This window comes from Acinetobacter sp. PFS20 (genome assembly GCF_052261015.1).
GTDB lineage: Bacteria > Pseudomonadota > Gammaproteobacteria > Pseudomonadales > Moraxellaceae > Acinetobacter.
This window is the reverse complement of record NZ_JBPVZE010000001.1, coordinates 2972110-2988962: the sequence shown is the minus strand read 5'-3', so window position 1 is coordinate 2988962 and position 16853 is coordinate 2972110. Positions and strand designations below refer to the sequence as shown.

The following is a 16853-nucleotide window of genomic DNA, read 5'->3' as shown; positions in this document are numbered from 1 at the left end:
CAAACCTATATATGCAAATAAGAACTTGGGGCTAAGTACTTATTTTAATTTAATTAAATGAGTATTTACTCACTCATTAATTGCTTTAAAAATAAGGACGCCGCGCATCCTTAACTTTTATCTATATTGAAACTGCATGCCAAAACGCTTCAAAGCCAGATTTACGATAACGTTCGGCTTGAGAAGGGTCTTGGGCAATAAAATTAAGAGTAACTTCGGCAAGCGCACCTAAAATCGAAGCAATAAATAACGGTGGATAATCTCTTAATTTGCCATCGTTAATACGTTCTTGAATGTTTTGGGTGAGGTCACAAAAGGTTTGCATACCAATTTGTTTGCTTTGCTCAGTAATTTGTTCCGAGGTCGAAAGCTGCGCCATCACTTTACGCTTAAGGGGAGCTTCTAAACTCCAGTCCAAATAGCTTTGCCAGATATGTGACATTTGTGTTTGTAGGTCAGCATTAGTCGGGTAACTAAGCATCATGACCTGACGCAGTTCGGCCTTTAATGAAAGATATAACTGATTCAGCAGTTCTTCTTTATTACTAAAATAGGTAAATAAAGTACCTTCTGCCACGCCAGCAACTTTTGCAATTTTTGAGGTAGACGCACGTTCGCCAAGCTCTGCTAATGTTTCAATAGCAGCGCTTAAAATTGCATTACGTTTATCTTCACTACGTGGACGAGCCATATATAATTACATTAATTGAGTGATTACTCAATCATACATGAAGATAATGAGAGAGCAATCATATTTTGCATAAAAGCTTAACAATAAGATGAAAAAAATATTACGAGTCAAATTGTAGAACGACTTTCCCTTTTGATCTGCCAGTATTCACATATTGAAGCGCTTCTTTGATTTGAACAAAGCCATAGGTCTGGTCAACCACAGGTTTAATTTTTCTAGCTTCTACCAGTTCAGTAATTTTTGAGAGCTGTTGACCATTGGGCTGCATAAATAAAAATGTATAAGTAATGCCGCGTTTTTTTGCTTTATGTCGAATTGACCAGCTTAACATCGGGATGACACATTTTAGGAACCAGTTCGGATTAATTGCCTCTGCAAAAGCATGGTCAGGTGGCCCTGAAATACTAATAAGACGTCCACCGCGTTTAAGTACATTCAACGATTTTTCTAAGGTTTTTCCACCTTGCGTATCTAAAACCACGTCATAGTCTTTAAGCTCTTGCTCAAAGTCCATTGTTTTATAGTCAATAATGATGTCGGCGCCTAGCTCTTTCACCCAACTACTGTTTTTGCCACTGGTTGTGGTTGCAACTGTAGCGCCAAGAGACTTGGCAAGTTGAATTGCAATTGAACCTACACCACCTGAGCCTGCATGAATAAGCACTTTTTGACCAGCTTTAACTTTTGCAATTTCAACCAGCGCTTGCCATGAAGTTAAGGCAACTAAAGGTAGAGCCGCTGCCTGTTCCATCGAAATATTTTGCGGTTTAAGCGCCAGTGAAGACTCTTGAACGACCGTATAGTCTGCAAAAGCACCATTCAGATCGGTCTTGGCATAGACTTCATCTCCAACTTTAAACTGAGAAACCTTCGAGCCTACTTCTACGACTGTACCTGCAAAATCATTGCCTAAGATGAAAGGAAATGGGACGGGCAGAATTGCCTTAAAATCACCATCTAAAACTCGTATGTCGAGAGGGTTAATACTGGCTGCATGAACTTTAACAAGTACCGCATTTTCTGACAAAGATGGTTTAGGCTGTTCATCGACCTGCACATCACTAATATTGCCGTAGCGGGTTATATAAGCTGCTTTCATTTGAAACCTCTATTCTTTTTAAAATTTTTTAATGTTTTAGTTTTGATTCTGCACTACACTTTCATGCTTTGCTGAACTAGCTTGTCAAAGACTTTGACAGGAGCAAAGCGACGAAGAGCTTTTAAGTTTCTTGCAGTTTTACCTGCTGTATAGCGAGGTAAAACATGTTGACTCTCAATGACATTTAAAATGGTATGGGCAACCACACTTGGGTCATCTGACTTATTTATAGAGCTAATCATTTGTCGATGTAACTTTTCACGCGTTTGATCGTAAAAAGAAACTTTATTGTCTGCTTCAAGTAAGTTTACTCCTAAAGATGTATTGGTATAAGCAGGTTCAATTAGAGACACACGAATTCCTTGTGATCTTAGCTCGTGGTCTAAAGATTCAGAATAACCTTCAAGTGCATGTTTAGACGCAGAATAAAGAGCGCCAAAAGGCATAGGTACAAGTCCAAGAATTGAACTGATATTTAAAATAAGCCCTGAGTTTTTCTGACGCATGTGCGGAATAACTATGCGAGTCATTCGAACTGCACCAAAAAAGTTAGTATCAAAAATAGCTTGTGCTTGTTGCATTGAGCTTTCTTCAGCGCCGGCAGGTGAAATTGCAAACCCAGCATTGTTAATTAAGACATCAATTCGGCCTTCACTTGCTATTACTTTTTCAATGGCTTGAGTGACTGAGTCATCTTGATTTACATCTAACTCAATCAGATGAAATTTATAGTTTGATGATTTTTTTGCTTGTCGGCTTGTGCCATAAACAATAAATCCTGCCTCATGTAAAAGGTCTGCGGTTGCTAACCCAATACCCGAAGACGCACCTGTAATGAGAACTACTTTGCTGGTCATATCATGTTCCTTACTTAAATTTTGTCGCCTGAACCAAATCAATTTCGGCTTGATTTTTTCATCATAATCTAAAAATAAAATAGTTACTACTAAAAAGATAGTGACAATATATTTTTGCCTGTGTATAGTGAGTATTAAATCGATACTTACTCTGTTTTTTATCTTTTCTCCCTTTGAAAGATCACTCATAAAAAACAGATAAATCAGATCAATGAATTAAATTTGAGGATCAGAGAAATGAAGTTTTTATTAAATACAGTGGCTATGAGTTTGACGGCGTTATCTGTTTTTAGCGCTCCCTTAACTCAGGCAGAGGTTGTGCCATCGGTTTCTTTTAATGAACCGTCAATTCAGGCACATAAAGTGTCATCAATTGCCGTTAGCAACCTGCAAGCAGGGCAAAACGCCGAGCAAGATACAAATTGGAAGAATGTACCAACTCAATTTATTCGTGCAGGTGACATTAACTTCGCTTACCGAGAATATGGTCAACAAAACGGTGGAACGCCTGTCATTTTCTTAAATCATTTAGCGGCTGTTCTAGATAACTGGGACCCACGAATTATTGATGGAATTGCGGCTAAACATCATGTTGTGGTGTTTGATAATCGTGGTGTTGGTGCTTCTACAGGTAAACCAGCCCAGTCGATTGAGCAAATGGCAGACGATGCGATTGCATTCATTCAAGCAAAAGGCTTTAAGCAAGTTGATTTATTTGGCTTCTCGATGGGCGGCATGATTTCACAAGAGATTGTTTTGAAGCAGCCAAATTTAGTTCGAAAAATGATTTTGTCGGGAACTGGCCCTGCGGGTGGTACAGGCATTAGTACGGTTGGACGAATTTCTAATTGGGATTTAGTTCGTGGAATGGCTACCGGCCAAGACCCTAAAGTTTATCTTTTCTTTACGCGTACAGAAAATGGTAAAGCTGCCGCTAAACAGTTTATTCAACGTATTAACGAACGTACCGAAAATCGCGATAAAGAAATCACCATTTCTGCCTACCGTGCCCAGCTTAAAGCACTCAAAAAATGGGGAAGTAAGAAACCTTCCGACCTTTCTGTGATTCAACAACCTGTGTTAGTTGCTAATGGTGATCATGACCGAATGGTCCCAACTGTGAACACCTATGATTTGGCAAAACGTTTGCCGAATAGCGCTCTCGTTATTTACCCAGATGCTGGTCATGGTGGAATTTTTCAATTCAATGAAGATTTTGTAAAACAATCACTTACATTCTTAGCGAAATAAGAACTTAAATTTAGGACAATGACGATGACAACAATTACACATCAAACAGCCGAGACCCAATTCATTGAAGTAGATGGAGCAAAATTTGCCTATCGTCGATGGGGTAACTCAAATACAGGGCAGCCACCGCTATTTTTTCTTCAGCACTTTCGAGGCGGTTTAGACAATTGGGACCCAATCATTACCAATGGTTTGGCACAAGGGCGTGAAGTCATTTTGTTTAATGGTCGAGGCATTGCTTCATCTACAGGTCAGCCTCGTACTCGTATTGAAGATATGGCAGATGATGCAGCCGCAGTCATTCGTGCATTGGGCCTAAAACAAGTTGATTTATTAGGCTTTTCACTCGGTGGCTTTCAGGCACAAGATTTAGTACGCCGTCATCCTGAACTTGTAAGAAGACTTATGCTTTTAGGTACAGGACCACGAGGTGGTAAACCACGTGGTGACGACGCCGAAGTGGCGACATTGGTATTGAAACATGCCACAACTGCTGTGCCATCTGAAGAAGACTTTCTCTTTTTATTTTTTGGCCGATCTGAAGCTGCTATTCAAGCGGGCCGTGACTTTTGGCAACGTCGACATGAACGCAAAGATCAAGATACCCCAAGCTCAGTTGAAGTCATGCAGGCACAGATAGAAGCCAATATGCATTTCTTACCTAAACTTGATGAACAAGATCCATTTGCGCATTTACGTGAGATTAAACAACCTACTTTCATTTTAAATGGTGTCGATGATGTGATGATTCCGACCATCAACGCCTATCACATGGCACTTAACATTCCAAACGCGCAGCTATTTATCTATCCAGATGCAGGACATGGCGCTCAATTTCAATACCCTGAACGCTTTGTAAAGCATGCAAGCCAGTTTTTAGATGAATAAATGCATGAGTTCGAGCTAATCAATTTGATGAATCAAGAAGGCAAAAATCATGAAATTTAAATTGTTGCTGTGGATGCTCACTAAGCTCATGCAGCGTGCGGTAAAAAAGAATCCGAAATGTGCAGCGTTTGTGAATGATAAAAATGTCACCTTTCAGATTCAGACGGCAAGTGGTGAAGGGCGATATTTTGAAGTCAAAAATGGCAAGATTATCTCGTACTCAGGGCTAACCAAGTCGCCAAGTTTTATCTTTACATTTAAGACTGCGAGTAAAGGATTCGCCGTATTGTCTGCTAAAGACAGCGTGAATACGTTTTTAACTGCACTAAAAACACAAGACCTCGTCATTAGTGGAAATTTTGTAGATGTAATGTGGTTTCAAAGTTTAGTGGACTTTATTCAACCTCATTCAAAATCATCTTTAACTGTGTGAGATAAGACCATGGCTCAACCGCAATTAAAAACTAATCTCTTAAATCAGCCATTAATGTTACCCAATGGCTTTAGCATTCCAAACCGACTAGCGAAGGCTTCAACCAGCGAAACCTTAGCCACCTATTCAAATAATCCAACTGAAAAACATGTGCGGTTATATCAGCGCTGGGCTGCATCAGGAATTGGGATGATCATTAGTGGCAACATTATGATTGACCGACGTGCCTTGGGTGAGGCGGGTAATGTGGTTGTTGAAGATGAACGTGATTTTGCGATTTTACAAAAATGGGCAAAATCGGTGACCGAGCAAGGTTCTCAGTTGTGGGCACAGTTAAATCACCCAGGGAAACAGTCAACCAAAGGGTTAAATGTCCGTACTATTTCTGCATCGGCAGTGCCGTTTGGGCCAGAAATGCAATCTTTATTTGCGACGCCTGATGAAGCTACACAAGCAGAGATTATAGATATTATTCAGCGTTTTGGTCGTAGCGCAGCGATCTGTAAAAAGGCTGGATTTAGTGGCGTTGAGATTCATGCTGCACATGGTTATCTGATTAATCAGTTCTTGTCGCCCTTACATAATTTAAGAAATGATGAATGGGGTGGTACACCTGAAAAACGCCGTCGTTTCTTAATGGAAGTTTATGCAGAAATCCGCAAACAAGTCGGTAAAGAGTTTCCGATTGCGATTAAGCTTAATTCGGCAGACTTTCAAAAAGGCGGTTTTACCGAACAAGACTCGTTAGAAACCATTCAGGCTTTAGCAGATGCAGGCATTGACCTTATAGAAATATCAGGCGGCACCTATGAATCAGGTGTAGCCAAAGCGCCACAAAAAGCATCGACCATTGCCCGTGAAGCTTTCTTTATTGATTTCGCAGAAAAAGTTAGAAAACTTGTAAAAACACCGTTAATGGTTACAGGTGGTTTTCGAACCGTAGAGGGCATGAATCAAGCTTTGCAGTCTCAAGCGTGTGATGTTATTGGGATTGCGAGAATTATGGCGATTGAACCTGATGTACCCAAACTTTTACTAGCTGGCAAAAATGGTCTTCAGTCGGTGCATCCAATCAAAACAGGCATTAAGAAGGTCGATAGTCTGGGGATTATGGAAGTACTTTGGTACACCCAACAACTAAAACGTATGGGGAAAGGTAAAGAGCCAAAACCGCATGAAAGTGGTTTATGGGCATTTATTAAATCGATTTTACGCAGTGGTTGGGGAACATATGCAACCCGACGGGCACGGGCAAAATAATCTGTTTACTTTATATGAGCCCAATAAAAAGCACTCCAATTGAGTGCTTTTTTAATTAAAATCTTATTCGGTTTTTTGGCGAATAGGGCGCGTACCAATTTCGGCACCAGTGATTTGATCAATCACAATTGGCTTAATTTCAGTGCCTTGTTCTGCATCAAGAAAAGTCACCATTTTTTCGGGTTGTTCAAAGGGTTTATGTTTTCTGCCCCATGCACCAATCACAAATAAAGCTGGTAAAAAATCTTTACCTGCTTCAGTTAATAGGTACTCTTCACGCGGCGGATGTTCAGAATATTGTCTTTTTTCGAGTAAACCTTCCTCTACTAAAACAGACAAACGTTTAGTTAGCATGGTTGGTGCAATACCTAAACTTTTACGGAACTGATCAAAACGTGTAAAACCCGCATGAGCATCACGTAAAATCAACATACTCCACGCATCGCCTAGAACAGAAAGACTTCTAGCGATTGGGCAGACTTCAAGATTGCTATTTTTACTCATATCGAATTTATAAACCCAATAGTAACTACTAAAATAATACTAACACAATTCCACTAAATAAGCCATTACACTCGTAATGCCGATTGATAAGTTTTAGTTAAAAAAACTGTGTACTTCAATGTAAATTTAATCCTGCCAATAAGGTGTTTCACCATAGACTTCAGCAAAATAATCAATAATTACCCGAATATTTAAAGGCGGATGACGCACATTCGGATAAATTGCGGCGATGTGTTGAGGCTGCGATTTAATAGAGGATTCATATTGCGGTAAAATTTTGATTAATTTACCATTCTTTAAAGCCTCACCAATTAACCAGTCTGGAAATAAAACAATTCCCATCCCATGGAGTGCAGCCATCAGTAAGCTTTCAGCATTATTTGAAGCAAGTAAGGGCACAATTGGATAATGTATCCATTCCTCATTGGGTTTTCTCACTAACCAACGGTTAGGACCTTCAAATCCTTTATAGACTAAGCATTTATGGTCATTGAGTTGTTTAGGATGATCAAGCGCGCCATATTTAGCAATGTAGCTAGGCGAGGCCGCCAAATGATATTTTTGTGTGCCGAAAATACGTGCATGAAACGATGAATCTGTCAGGGTTCCAATACGAAAAATTAAATCGGTACTATCCCGAAGAGGGTCTATAAATTCGTCTGTCTGAATGAGTTCTATTAAAAGCCTTGGATAACGTTCTGATAAACCCGCTAACCAAGGGGCAATATGCCGTTGACCAAAAAATACGGGTGCATTAATTCGAACCAGTCCAGAGGGTTCTATGGTTTTATCTTGCAATGCCTTTTGAGCTTCATCAAATTGCTCTGTAATTCTTTTGGCATATTCAAAAAATAATTTGCCCGATTCGGTCGGAGTGATTGCTCGTGTATTTCGATAGAAAAGTTGTTGCCCCAACGCATCTTCTAACTGTTGAATGGTTCGAGAAATCAACGATGCCGACACATCTTCTTTTCTCGCCACCAAAGAGAAATTTTGAGCATTATATACACTGATAAAAAAGCGAAGGGTACGAATATTAATCGAATTGGTTAAATTCATCTGTGCAATTTCTGCAAAAGTGATTCATAAATTATGCTGTTTTTATAATGAATTGACTACTCTAAGATTCGTTGTCTAAATAAAATGAGGCAATGTTTTATGCAAATTCTATTACTGTTCCTTACCATTTTGGGTGGAATGGGGCTATCCGTAGAAGCTGGGCTTTTAGGGCCATTAGGTACAGAAGTTGGGGAGTTGTGGGCCACTTTTAGTATTTTTGGCGTAGGGGCCGCACTTACTTTTTTATTGATGTTATTTTTTAGCCCACGTAACAGTCCTTCATTTTTTACCCTTCCATCTTGGCAGTTATTGGGAGGCGTCATTGGTCCGATCTACGTCATTATTCTCACTATTACCGCACCGATTATTGGCATTGCCATGACTATGATTGGGATTTTGGCGGGTCAAGTTTTTAAGAGTCTTATTATTGATCACTATGGACTACTCGGAACTCCGCATAGAAAAGTAGATCGTAAACGTGTGCTTGCGCTTGTTTTTATTGTGGTTGCACTTTCATTAGTTGCAAAAGCATAAGAGGGTAATATGACAATATTCATGATTTTATTGGCAGTCATCGGTGGTGCTCTTTTAAGTGTTCAAGCTGCAATTAATGGTCAGCTCGGCAGTAAAGTAGGCGTATTTCGTAGTGCATTCTTGACGTTTTCGGTCGGTGCTTTAATTACAGCATTGCTTATTTTTTATTTTGAGCCAAAACAAACTTTAACCCTGCTAGACGTACCTAAATGGCAATTGCTTGGCGCAATGTGTGGCGTTCCCTATATTGTGATTATGATCTTAGCTGTGCAAAGAATAGGGGCGGCTGTTGCTACGGTTGCGGTGATATTTGGACAACTCTTAATGAGTATGTTGATTGATAATTTTGGTTGGTTTGGCAATGAAATTTTACCATTTTCAGCTTATCGATTAGGCGCACTCATCTGTTTAGCAATTGCCCTTTATTTTATCTATTCGAGTAGTAAAACGACTCAAGCAAAACCTAATAGTTAACATATATAAAGTAGGAGAGTTTTATTAAGATAATATTTAAGATATTCCTTAAATGTGTAATTTAATGAAAAACAATAATTAATTAAATATTATCTAGCCAATTTCGCATTGACACCTTAATTTTTGAAGATTACCATTTGCGGGCTGGCCTACATTGCCAGACGGTTTTGACGGACCGTTATTTGAACCACATCAGGATTATTTCTTCTGAGGAATAGTTTTGTGTGCACACCTCGTTCCCTCCCGTAGCGGTAGGACGGGAGTGGGACACTCTCGAGTGTGCTGGAGTTCAAACCAGTCCGTCAACCTGCTTCCGTTCTGCCACCATAATTTATAATGCTTTGGCAGAACTCCCAATAGAAGGAGTTGGCTATGCACATTTATAAATTATTGGCAGTCACTGTCAAAATCAAAATCTATCTCGACACAACTTAAATCACTTTAAAGCAGCTCGATCGCCGTAAGGTTTTCAGGCTTTAAATCATTACGTCTAAAACTTAGCAACAATAAAACTTGAGATGTGCCAAGCACAGTCTTTACGGCTTTGCTGTGCCTTTTTTTCTCCCAGAGAAGGCACAGGCTTTTTTATCTCTTTTGAAACAACAAGAATTTATAAAGGTAAAACTATGCCAACTTTAGAAACATCTTCCAAAAAATTACAGGTTATTCATACTGCAATAGAGCTGTTTAATAACTATGGATTTCACAATGCGGGCGTGGATTTAATTGCCAAAAAATCCAGAATTCCTAAAGCCACTTTTTACAACTATTTTCATTCAAAAGAGCGTCTTGTTGAAAGGTGCATCTCTTTTCAAAAAAGCCGATTGAAAGAAGAAATGCTAGCAATTATTTACCCAAGCCGTTACAGAACCTCAAGCGATAAACTCAAAGAGATTATTGTTTTACATGTCAATTTTAATAGTCTGTACTATCTATTGCTGAAAGCCATTTTTGAAATTAAACAGATTTACCCGCAGGCCTACCGTATGGCAATTGAGTATAGAAAATGGCTGCTTCACGAGATTTTTGATCTGGTTTTTAGTTTAGAAAACTGCCCGCTAAAGCCTGATGCCAATATGGTTTTAAACTTAATTGATGGCTTGATGTTTCAGATTTTAAGCTCCAACAGTTTGGATGATCGGGATGTGGTGGTGGAGAGGTTTTTGGGAGGGAAATAAAATAAGTAATTCCATAAAGATAAATTATAGTTTATAAAGCTAATTTTAAAGTAAAGTTAAAAGTATCAAATCTTTATAACTATTTTTAATAGATAGAAAGCCAATAAGGTTATTTTATGAGAGAAATAAGAGAATTAAATAAATTATTAAAATGTTATAAAATATATAGTGTTGAAAGTTTGATTCATTCATTAAAATTTTATCAAAAACATATACTAGATAGTTTAGATGGGAAAGATATAATTTTCCCTCATCATATAGTGGGTATGTCTATACCTTATGCCCAATTGGCATTCTTAAAAATTGAAAATAATAATTCAGATATAGAGGCTTTAAAAAATTTAAATCTTGCTTTGATGTATGCAGAGGTGGGAAGAGAATTACAATTAAAAGATTTTAAAATAAAACCTTTAGATAAAATGAATGTACATGATTTAAAGAAGTATTTTTCAGAATTTTCTGCATTACTTTTTTGGGCAATTTTGTTAAATAATAAAAATTTAGCAAAGAAATTAGCACGCCAAGTAGAGTTTTGCTTACAACAAAAATTTCTATCTAATTTTCCTTTAAGTTATGACTATTTTTCATTATGGGCTTATTACAAATGGATTAATGAAAAATTTACATTAGAATCAAAAATAGATGGAAAATTTAAAGATTTGATAAATAATTGGTCATGTGACTCAGTATTTTTACAACCATTACTCACAGATATAGCAAATTTACACTGTGAAGAATTAATAGATAGCGATTCACGTAAGTATCCTCCAAAATTTATTAATCCTCCGTTTACTTTATTGCCACTTGAAATTCATGTAATTAATAAATTACGTGTATTAGATAAATTAGATAAAATATCTTTAAACCATCCTTTAATGAAAACCTATTCAGCACAAATTACAGAATTTGAAGTGATAGGTGATAATTTGCTTGAAACGATACAGATAAATTTTTTGTAGTTGAATAAATCAACGAAAGCATCCCAAAGATATATGCTTTTTTATTACACATTGCTTAAAAAATATACAGAAACCTCGCTAAAACGAGTTGGAACGCTACAAACGTGAATGATACTTTAAATTTCACTCTTCCCAATAAGTGAGGTGAGCAATGAAATTGTTAGCTTTGTTCAGTATGGGAGTTGCAGCGAGTTATTGTTATAAAACTATAAAAAATAGCGAGCAAGCTCTTCTGAAACCAACTTTTGATGAAATAGTAAAAAACTTTGTATTAGCAGAATTTAAAGGCTAATACATACCATTAATTTTAATTAAATAAAAAGCTCATCGGAAGATGGGCTTTTTTGTTTTTTGTTATAGAATTCAGTTTTATTTTTTAGAAAAAATACACAAACTCTCTTGTTTATTTAGGTGTGTTGACCTAACAATGCGATATAACAGGAGTGTCAAATTATGAAAACAAGAATTGGCTACATTCCTAATGAGGAAGAAGAAGAGGAATCTTTGCTTACGGCGAAAGTTGATTCTGAAATTGAAAAATTAAGAAAAAGAAGGGATGAACGCACACTAACCTATACTGATGAGGAAAAAGATATTAAATATAAAATTCAAATAGAATCTTCATTGAAGAGTTGATATTAAATCTTCACAACTATATTGCGAATTAATTAGCAAAACTTTTTTTAAGGGTATAGAAACTAATACTTACATAGAATCTATGGTGATTACATTTAACTATATTATTATTTCATTTTTTAACGTTAAATTTATCATAATTTCATAAAGAGGTACTGAAGCGTAAAAAGACTTTTGAATCTCATAACTATAAGGAGATGGAGATGCCAAGGTATTTAGCTATCGCAGATAAAATATATGAAAAAATAAAAAATGATAAGTTATATACTGAAAATACAGTTGAGAACTTAAATTGTCTAATCAGTGAAATCCGTAAAGCTATTAAAGGTACTGAGTTTAAACTTAAACATAATTTTATCAATTTTGAAGAGTGTCTCTTAAAGCCATTAGCTGAGTGCGAAGTCAAAATTGATCTTTCTCTTATGCCTAAGTTTCAAAATGAAGATGAATTTATTTTGTGGTTGGCTGGCTTTATTGAAAGAATAACAATCGGTGGGAAGCCAAAACTTCCTCCTACGTCTCAGATGATACCAAAAGGTTTTGAATTTAATAAAGATATCAAATCTGTACCAATAACCCCCCAAAAAGAAGAAAGTGTTGAAATGATAATAAATTATTTTAAATCTGAGGATTACTTTAAAAAAACTAAAATATCTTCGTGAGAAGAATATGAAGGTGTATGTGCATCATACTTCTTTACACTGCTGAAAATATTACAGCGACCGCCTCTGGGGCGGTTTTTTTAGTTGAATTTTTTTAGCTTTAAATAGAGCTAAATCATTTAGGATTTTGAACAACATAAAAATTAACGCCAGTAGAATTCGCCAAAATTAGATAAACATTTTTTAGTCATAAAAAAGATAATACGGCATAAAGATCGACGTGATATGGTATGTGAACACCTCCAAAAATAAGGATTAGATATGTCGGGCAATACAACGAAATGGCTTTGTGTGGGTGGTGTTCTAAGTGGAGAGTGGAGAGAGCAGCAATTAGAAGCTTTTGATGTTGATCCTAATGATTTAAATACTCATAGTTATGAACCAATGAAACTTATTAATCCTGTTACCAAGGCAGAACAACATTTCTACGTATATACGGAGCTACAAGAACAAGCATATGAGAGGGCAATAAATTTTGCTTTATATAAAAATCAATAAGGATAAGAGAGCACTTAAGTGCTCTTTTTCTTATGAGCGGATAAATACCAGTTAAGTTTAAAACCAATTAAAAAAGCCCCTCATATCTGAGAGACTAGTCATATCAATTTTCTGGAATGAATGGCTGTAATTTCTTAAATAACTAAACAAATCAAATTGATAAAAGTAGTTAATATTATAATAAATCAGTGCACTAATTTATTTTTTATAGTAGCAGAGCCTCAAAACATCTTCCAAGGCACTGTTAATAAGAAATTATTTGTTATTTGGATCAGGTTGTTCATTATTCTCAGGCAGGTCTTTTACAGTGCCAGGAACTTCTGATGGTTCAGTTTCAGTAGGTGGTGTTGCCGCAGAATGCTTGTTCATTTGAGCTTTGATGATATTTGTGTTGTTAGTTGTATTTTGTGAAAAACTTTTAAAACCTGACATTTTTATCTTCTTATCTTCACTAGGGAGAGTTCATAGTACGCTTTAAAAGTCTTTACATTGCGGTAGTTTTAAGACTCATATGTGTTGATATGTCCTAGAAAAGATCTTTATCTCGAGGACTTATTTCATAAATAAAATCAATTATATATAACCTGTTGAGTCTTATGCTTTAAATTTTGAAATTACCCTATCCAAATTTCAAGTAGGGGTACATAAAGCACACATATATAAATGATTCCAAGATAGTGGATTAATACAGTTTTAAAATTAATTCAATCGAGTTGCCTACAAAATATTGATAGTATAAAAATGTCGTTAGGCATAATATGCATGATTAAATTGGAGCATATTGATGCTAAAAGACATTACAATTATTGATTTCCAAGGTAAAGAAAAAAGAGCACAGGCAAACTATACAGAAGTAAATACTAATAAAATCAAGCATTCATCTAGAGTTCAGAGACCTAAAGTTGAATATATTTTGTTAAAAGGTGAATTTATTTACCCTACTTCAAATTCTGTTTTCTACAGTTCCGATGGCAACAGCTATTATATAGAGTACAAATGACTCACTTCGGTGGGTTTTTTAATAGGTAAAATATAAAAAAAGAAGTTGGCTTTAATCTAAGCAAAAATAAGCTCATCGGAAGGTGGGCTTTTTTTAATTTATAAATTTCCATAGAAAGTTCACTTGTATTGTATATTTTTCAATCAATTATAATAAATTAAGTAAAATTAATATATTGTTTTATAATACTTTTTATCGGAAAATTTTACCAAAAGTTAAAAAAATCTTTATTTTAAATGAAGAGGTTAATGGAAACCTCTTAAATAAAATAAAGGAAATAAAATGGATATTTTAAAATTAATAGGCGGAAATCTGCTTGCAGTGGCTTTTGTAACGGGAACTCAAACAGCACATGCAGAATTTAAACGGTTTTCTGTGTCTGCTGGGTGGTTGCATGTCATGCCACAAGGAAAGGCAAATCCATTCAACATCAATACTGCTGTAGCAAATGGAACCACTGCCAAAGTCGGAACTATTTCTACTTCAGCATTTATGAAATCAATAGACCCTAATGCAACATTATCAACTGGGGAAAATGCCAAAGAAGTTCTCGATATGGTATTTAGTCATCCAGTCGATGAAAACGGCAATCAGCAACAATCGGTTGGTCAGTTATTAGGGCTTGTAGATGAAAATGACATGGTTTCGCCAGATATCACGGGTACAGCAACCATTAAAGGACTTGAACAATGGGACGCTCAAGGGTCAGGCCTTGAAGCTGATGATATAGATACTTTGGGATTAATGTTTAATTATTACGTTAACGAAAATGTGTCATTACAGCTCATCGGTGGGATTCCTCCAAAAGTTGATATTAAGGGGAAAGGAGAAATCAACGCTCCGTTATCTGGTTTTGCAAATCCTGAAGGGTTAGCTGCTTTGGTTATAGGGGATAAACTTGATTTATTACAAGACATTCCGATTACTAACCTCGGTAATAAATCGAAAGCTGCTACGGTACGTGCTTGGACTCCAGCATTAGAGGCTCAATATCAGTTTGGTAAGGCAGGAGTAAATAAATTTCGACCATATATTGGTGCCGGAATTATGTATTCACGCTTCTCTAACATTAAGTTAAACGACCAAATTAATTCTGACTTAATTGCTGCGGGGCATATGATTCAGAATGTTCTAGATAACAATGCTGGTGCAGCTTTAGATGGTAAAACTTCGAGTGCAAATCCATATGTTCGAGTTAAAGCAACTGATGCGATTGCCCCAATTGTGAGTCTAGGAGCTACTTATGACATCACACCAAATTGGTATGCCGTTGGTTCAGTGTCCTATGCAAAGTTAAATAACCGCGCAAATATTGATGTGATTGATAGCAAAACAGGTAAGCAGTTAATTCATGCCTCAACCAAAGTTGATATTGATCCCTTAATTACATATCTAGGTGTGGGGTATCGTTTTTAATATTTGTCTTTAAATTAGAATCGTATTTACTACAGTAAAGAAAGCCCTGCTAAATATTGTTTTTAGTAGGGCTTTCTTAAATTATGAGAGCAAATTAAATATCATTGCTTAAACCACTTTTTGAACCTTTTGCGCCTTCGGCAAAGTTGGTTTCCTTCCCAAATATAACGCAATCATTGCACCCGTAAATGTAAGCATACATAGCGGTAAAAGAGAAATAGGGAAACTACCCGAGTAGTCTTTGACTATGCCCATGATAGAGTTCATAAGGCCAGTACCAATATGCGCGATAGTATTGACCGCCGCAATGCCCACAGCAACTAAAGTAGGTGGTAAACGTTCAGAAACCAAAGCCCAGAAAGGACCTTTAATGGCATAGTTACCCATCAAAACTAACGAGAATAAAAGCAAGCTTAATGTTAAAGATGAAGTAAAAATCGTAAGAAGCAAACCAAGACTCGTCACAAATAGCGGAATAGCTGTGTTCAAACTCTTATTACCACTTTTATCAGCATGTATGCCCCAAACAATCATAAACACAGCGGCTAAACCAAACGGAATCATATTTAACAGACCGGTTTGCATAGCAGTTAAATGAAAGGCTTTTAAAATTTGAGGCATCCATAACGATAAAATATTGCTGGTTGCTGAACTTCCTGCATAGATAATTGCGAAGAACCATAAATATTTATTGGTAATAAGAAGTTTAAACTTACTCTTTTTCTGCTCAGCACTGTCTTGTTTTTCAGAATTTAACAATTGGTTTTTTTCAAAAGTTAAGGTGTTTGAGAGCCATTCCTTTTCTTCTTGATTTAACCATTTAACATTATTTGCAGTGTTAGGCAGCCATACAAGACAAAATAAACCAAGAAGAATCGCGGGTAAGGCTTCTAAAATTAAAAGCACTTGCCATCCACTTAAACCCAGTAAACCATGTAAACCTAATAATAAAGCAGATAACGGTGAACCGATAAAGTTAGATAAAGGAATGGCAACCATAAATACAGCAACAATTCGAGCCATATATCGTTTTGGGAACCAGAGCGTTAAATACAGTAGTACGCCCGGGAAAAAACCAGCTTCGGCAGCGCCGAGTAAAAATCTTGAAATCGAATAAGAAATGGGGCCGGTAATGAAGGCGGTACAGCAACCCACAATTCCCCAAGTAATCATGATTCTTGCAATCCAGATACGTGCCCCCAGCTTTTCCATTGCCATGTTGCTGGGAATTTCAAATATAACGTAGGCAATAAAGAATAATGTCGCACCGAAACCAAAGGCGGTAGCAGTTAAACCAATTTCTTGGTTCATGGTTAAAGCGGCGAAACCAATATTCACCCGATCAATATAAGCGATGAAATAACAAAGAATGAGGAAAGGAAGAATACGAAAAGAAAGTTTACGGATCGTTGACTTTTCTACTTCCGATATAGATATATCATTTTTCATACATA

At 36.5% G+C, this 16853-nt stretch carries 21 protein-coding genes; 14 read left to right on the top strand and 7 right to left on the bottom strand.

What is annotated here, in order from left to right; translation table 11 throughout:
- Positions 1–121: 121 nt before the first annotated feature.
- The 3 genes from ACS125_RS14025 to ACS125_RS14015 all read right to left on the bottom strand — a co-directional run bounded on the left by ACS125_RS14025 (position 122) and on the right by ACS125_RS14015 (position 2647).
- The gene (locus ACS125_RS14025) at positions 122–691 is read right to left on the bottom strand and encodes a TetR/AcrR family transcriptional regulator (RefSeq protein WP_000113716.1); all 570 of its coding nucleotides are present in this window, start codon (positions 689–691) and stop codon (positions 122–124) included.
- Between the two features lie 100 nt (positions 692–791).
- Entirely contained in the window at positions 792–1790 is a 999-nt protein-coding gene (locus ACS125_RS14020; RefSeq protein WP_443272808.1) for an NADP-dependent oxidoreductase, read from the bottom strand.
- A gap of 53 nt (positions 1791–1843) precedes the next feature.
- On the bottom strand, positions 1844–2647 hold the full coding sequence (locus tag ACS125_RS14015) for an oxidoreductase (RefSeq protein WP_443272806.1): 804 nt from the start codon (positions 2645–2647) through the stop codon (positions 1844–1846).
- A gap of 237 nt (positions 2648–2884) precedes the next feature.
- Between ACS125_RS14015 and ACS125_RS14010 the strand changes: the two genes are divergently transcribed.
- Genes ACS125_RS14010 through ACS125_RS13995 form a run of 4 tightly spaced genes read left to right on the top strand, consistent with a single transcriptional unit; the run spans position 2885 to position 6479 of the window.
- Positions 2885–3898, top strand: coding sequence for an alpha/beta fold hydrolase (locus ACS125_RS14010; protein ID WP_004792121.1), 1014 nt, complete (start codon positions 2885–2887; stop codon positions 3896–3898).
- Positions 3899–3922: 24 nt separating this feature from the next.
- Positions 3923–4786, top strand: a complete 864-nt coding sequence (locus ACS125_RS14005) for an alpha/beta fold hydrolase (RefSeq protein WP_443272804.1) — start codon at positions 3923–3925, stop codon at positions 4784–4786.
- 46 nt (positions 4787–4832) lie between these two features.
- The gene (locus ACS125_RS14000; RefSeq protein WP_443273985.1) at positions 4833–5219 is read left to right on the top strand and encodes a helicase; all 387 of its coding nucleotides are present in this window, start codon (positions 4833–4835) and stop codon (positions 5217–5219) included.
- Positions 5220–5228: 9 nt separating this feature from the next.
- Positions 5229–6479, top strand: coding sequence for an NADH:flavin oxidoreductase/NADH oxidase family protein (locus ACS125_RS13995; protein ID WP_443272802.1), 1251 nt, complete (start codon positions 5229–5231; stop codon positions 6477–6479).
- Between the two features lie 63 nt (positions 6480–6542).
- Here the strand turns inward: ACS125_RS13995 and ACS125_RS13990 are convergent, their stop codons facing one another.
- Positions 6543–6983: a winged helix-turn-helix transcriptional regulator gene (locus tag ACS125_RS13990; RefSeq protein WP_131325075.1), complete on the bottom strand. Its 441-nt coding sequence runs from the start codon at positions 6981–6983 to the stop codon at positions 6543–6545.
- Positions 6984–7109: 126 nt separating this feature from the next.
- Positions 7110–8042: a LysR substrate-binding domain-containing protein gene (locus ACS125_RS13985; protein WP_443272799.1), complete on the bottom strand. Its 933-nt coding sequence runs from the start codon at positions 8040–8042 to the stop codon at positions 7110–7112.
- Positions 8043–8141: 99 nt separating this feature from the next.
- On the opposite strand from ACS125_RS13985, the gene ACS125_RS13980 reads away from it, so the two are divergent.
- From ACS125_RS13980 to ACS125_RS13945, 8 genes are all read left to right on the top strand, one after another.
- Positions 8142–8576: a DMT family transporter gene (locus ACS125_RS13980; protein ID WP_004792134.1), complete on the top strand. Its 435-nt coding sequence runs from the start codon at positions 8142–8144 to the stop codon at positions 8574–8576.
- Positions 8577–8585: 9 nt separating this feature from the next.
- Positions 8586–9050 carry a DMT family transporter gene (locus ACS125_RS13975; protein WP_443272797.1) on the top strand — a complete coding sequence of 155 codons (465 nt, stop codon included), beginning with the start codon at positions 8586–8588 and terminating at the stop codon, positions 9048–9050.
- 626 nt (positions 9051–9676) lie between these two features.
- Entirely contained in the window at positions 9677–10228 is a 552-nt protein-coding gene (locus ACS125_RS13970) for a TetR/AcrR family transcriptional regulator (protein WP_443272795.1), read from the top strand.
- A 116-nt stretch (positions 10229–10344) separates the two neighbouring features.
- Complete coding sequence (locus ACS125_RS13965; RefSeq protein ID WP_443272793.1) at positions 10345–11187, top strand: hypothetical protein; 843 nt, start codon at positions 10345–10347, stop codon at positions 11185–11187.
- Positions 11188–11338: 151 nt separating this feature from the next.
- Positions 11339–11479, top strand: coding sequence for a hypothetical protein (locus ACS125_RS13960; protein ID WP_004792143.1), 141 nt, complete (start codon positions 11339–11341; stop codon positions 11477–11479).
- A 161-nt stretch (positions 11480–11640) separates the two neighbouring features.
- Positions 11641–11823 (top strand): hypothetical protein, encoded by a 183-nt coding sequence (locus ACS125_RS13955; protein WP_443272791.1) that lies wholly within the window; start codon positions 11641–11643, stop codon positions 11821–11823.
- A 203-nt stretch (positions 11824–12026) separates the two neighbouring features.
- Complete coding sequence (locus ACS125_RS13950) at positions 12027–12485, top strand: hypothetical protein (protein WP_440203096.1); 459 nt, start codon at positions 12027–12029, stop codon at positions 12483–12485.
- Positions 12486–12746: 261 nt separating this feature from the next.
- Entirely contained in the window at positions 12747–12983 is a 237-nt protein-coding gene (locus tag ACS125_RS13945; RefSeq protein ID WP_004792149.1) for a hypothetical protein, read from the top strand.
- Between the two features lie 255 nt (positions 12984–13238).
- Here the strand turns inward: ACS125_RS13945 and ACS125_RS13940 are convergent, their stop codons facing one another.
- Positions 13239–13415, bottom strand: a complete 177-nt coding sequence (locus tag ACS125_RS13940) for a hypothetical protein (RefSeq protein WP_443272789.1) — start codon at positions 13413–13415, stop codon at positions 13239–13241.
- 352 nt (positions 13416–13767) lie between these two features.
- On the opposite strand from ACS125_RS13940, the gene ACS125_RS13935 reads away from it, so the two are divergent.
- On the top strand, positions 13768–13983 hold the full coding sequence (locus tag ACS125_RS13935; protein WP_004792153.1) for a hypothetical protein: 216 nt from the start codon (positions 13768–13770) through the stop codon (positions 13981–13983).
- Between the two features lie 282 nt (positions 13984–14265).
- Complete coding sequence (locus ACS125_RS13930) at positions 14266–15399, top strand: OmpW/AlkL family protein (protein WP_004792155.1); 1134 nt, start codon at positions 14266–14268, stop codon at positions 15397–15399.
- Between the two features lie 108 nt (positions 15400–15507).
- Here the strand turns inward: ACS125_RS13930 and ACS125_RS13925 are convergent, their stop codons facing one another.
- The gene (locus ACS125_RS13925) at positions 15508–16848 is read right to left on the bottom strand and encodes an MFS transporter (protein WP_004792157.1); all 1341 of its coding nucleotides are present in this window, start codon (positions 16846–16848) and stop codon (positions 15508–15510) included.
- Positions 16849–16853: the final 5 nt, after the last annotated feature.

Coding starts and splice junctions, on each gene's coding strand:
- ACS125_RS14025 (WP_000113716.1), bottom strand. CDS start 691: ATGGCTCGTCCACGTAGTGAAGATAAACGTAATGCAATTTTAAGCGCT.
- ACS125_RS14020 (WP_443272808.1), bottom strand. CDS start 1,790: ATGAAAGCAGCTTATATAACCCGCTACGGCAATATTAGTGATGTGCAG.
- ACS125_RS14015 (WP_443272806.1), bottom strand. CDS start 2,647: ATGACCAGCAAAGTAGTTCTCATTACAGGTGCGTCTTCGGGTATTGGG.
- ACS125_RS14010 (WP_004792121.1), top strand. CDS start 2,885: ATGAAGTTTTTATTAAATACAGTGGCTATGAGTTTGACGGCGTTATCT.
- ACS125_RS14005 (WP_443272804.1), top strand. CDS start 3,923: ATGACAACAATTACACATCAAACAGCCGAGACCCAATTCATTGAAGTA.
- ACS125_RS13995 (WP_443272802.1), top strand. CDS start 5,229: ATGGCTCAACCGCAATTAAAAACTAATCTCTTAAATCAGCCATTAATG.
- ACS125_RS13990 (WP_131325075.1), bottom strand. CDS start 6,983: ATGAGTAAAAATAGCAATCTTGAAGTCTGCCCAATCGCTAGAAGTCTT.
- ACS125_RS13985 (WP_443272799.1), bottom strand. CDS start 8,042: ATGAATTTAACCAATTCGATTAATATTCGTACCCTTCGCTTTTTTATC.
- ACS125_RS13980 (WP_004792134.1), top strand. CDS start 8,142: ATGCAAATTCTATTACTGTTCCTTACCATTTTGGGTGGAATGGGGCTA.
- ACS125_RS13975 (WP_443272797.1), top strand. CDS start 8,586: ATGACAATATTCATGATTTTATTGGCAGTCATCGGTGGTGCTCTTTTA.
- ACS125_RS13970 (WP_443272795.1), top strand. CDS start 9,677: ATGCCAACTTTAGAAACATCTTCCAAAAAATTACAGGTTATTCATACT.
- ACS125_RS13965 (WP_443272793.1), top strand. CDS start 10,345: ATGAGAGAAATAAGAGAATTAAATAAATTATTAAAATGTTATAAAATA.
- ACS125_RS13960 (WP_004792143.1), top strand. CDS start 11,339: ATGAAATTGTTAGCTTTGTTCAGTATGGGAGTTGCAGCGAGTTATTGT.
- ACS125_RS13955 (WP_443272791.1), top strand. CDS start 11,641: ATGAAAACAAGAATTGGCTACATTCCTAATGAGGAAGAAGAAGAGGAA.
- ACS125_RS13950 (WP_440203096.1), top strand. CDS start 12,027: ATGCCAAGGTATTTAGCTATCGCAGATAAAATATATGAAAAAATAAAA.
- ACS125_RS13945 (WP_004792149.1), top strand. CDS start 12,747: ATGTCGGGCAATACAACGAAATGGCTTTGTGTGGGTGGTGTTCTAAGT.
- ACS125_RS13940 (WP_443272789.1), bottom strand. CDS start 13,415: ATGTCAGGTTTTAAAAGTTTTTCACAAAATACAACTAACAACACAAAT.
- ACS125_RS13935 (WP_004792153.1), top strand. CDS start 13,768: ATGCTAAAAGACATTACAATTATTGATTTCCAAGGTAAAGAAAAAAGA.
- ACS125_RS13930 (WP_004792155.1), top strand. CDS start 14,266: ATGGATATTTTAAAATTAATAGGCGGAAATCTGCTTGCAGTGGCTTTT.
- ACS125_RS13925 (WP_004792157.1), bottom strand. CDS start 16,848: ATGAAAAATGATATATCTATATCGGAAGTAGAAAAGTCAACGATCCGT.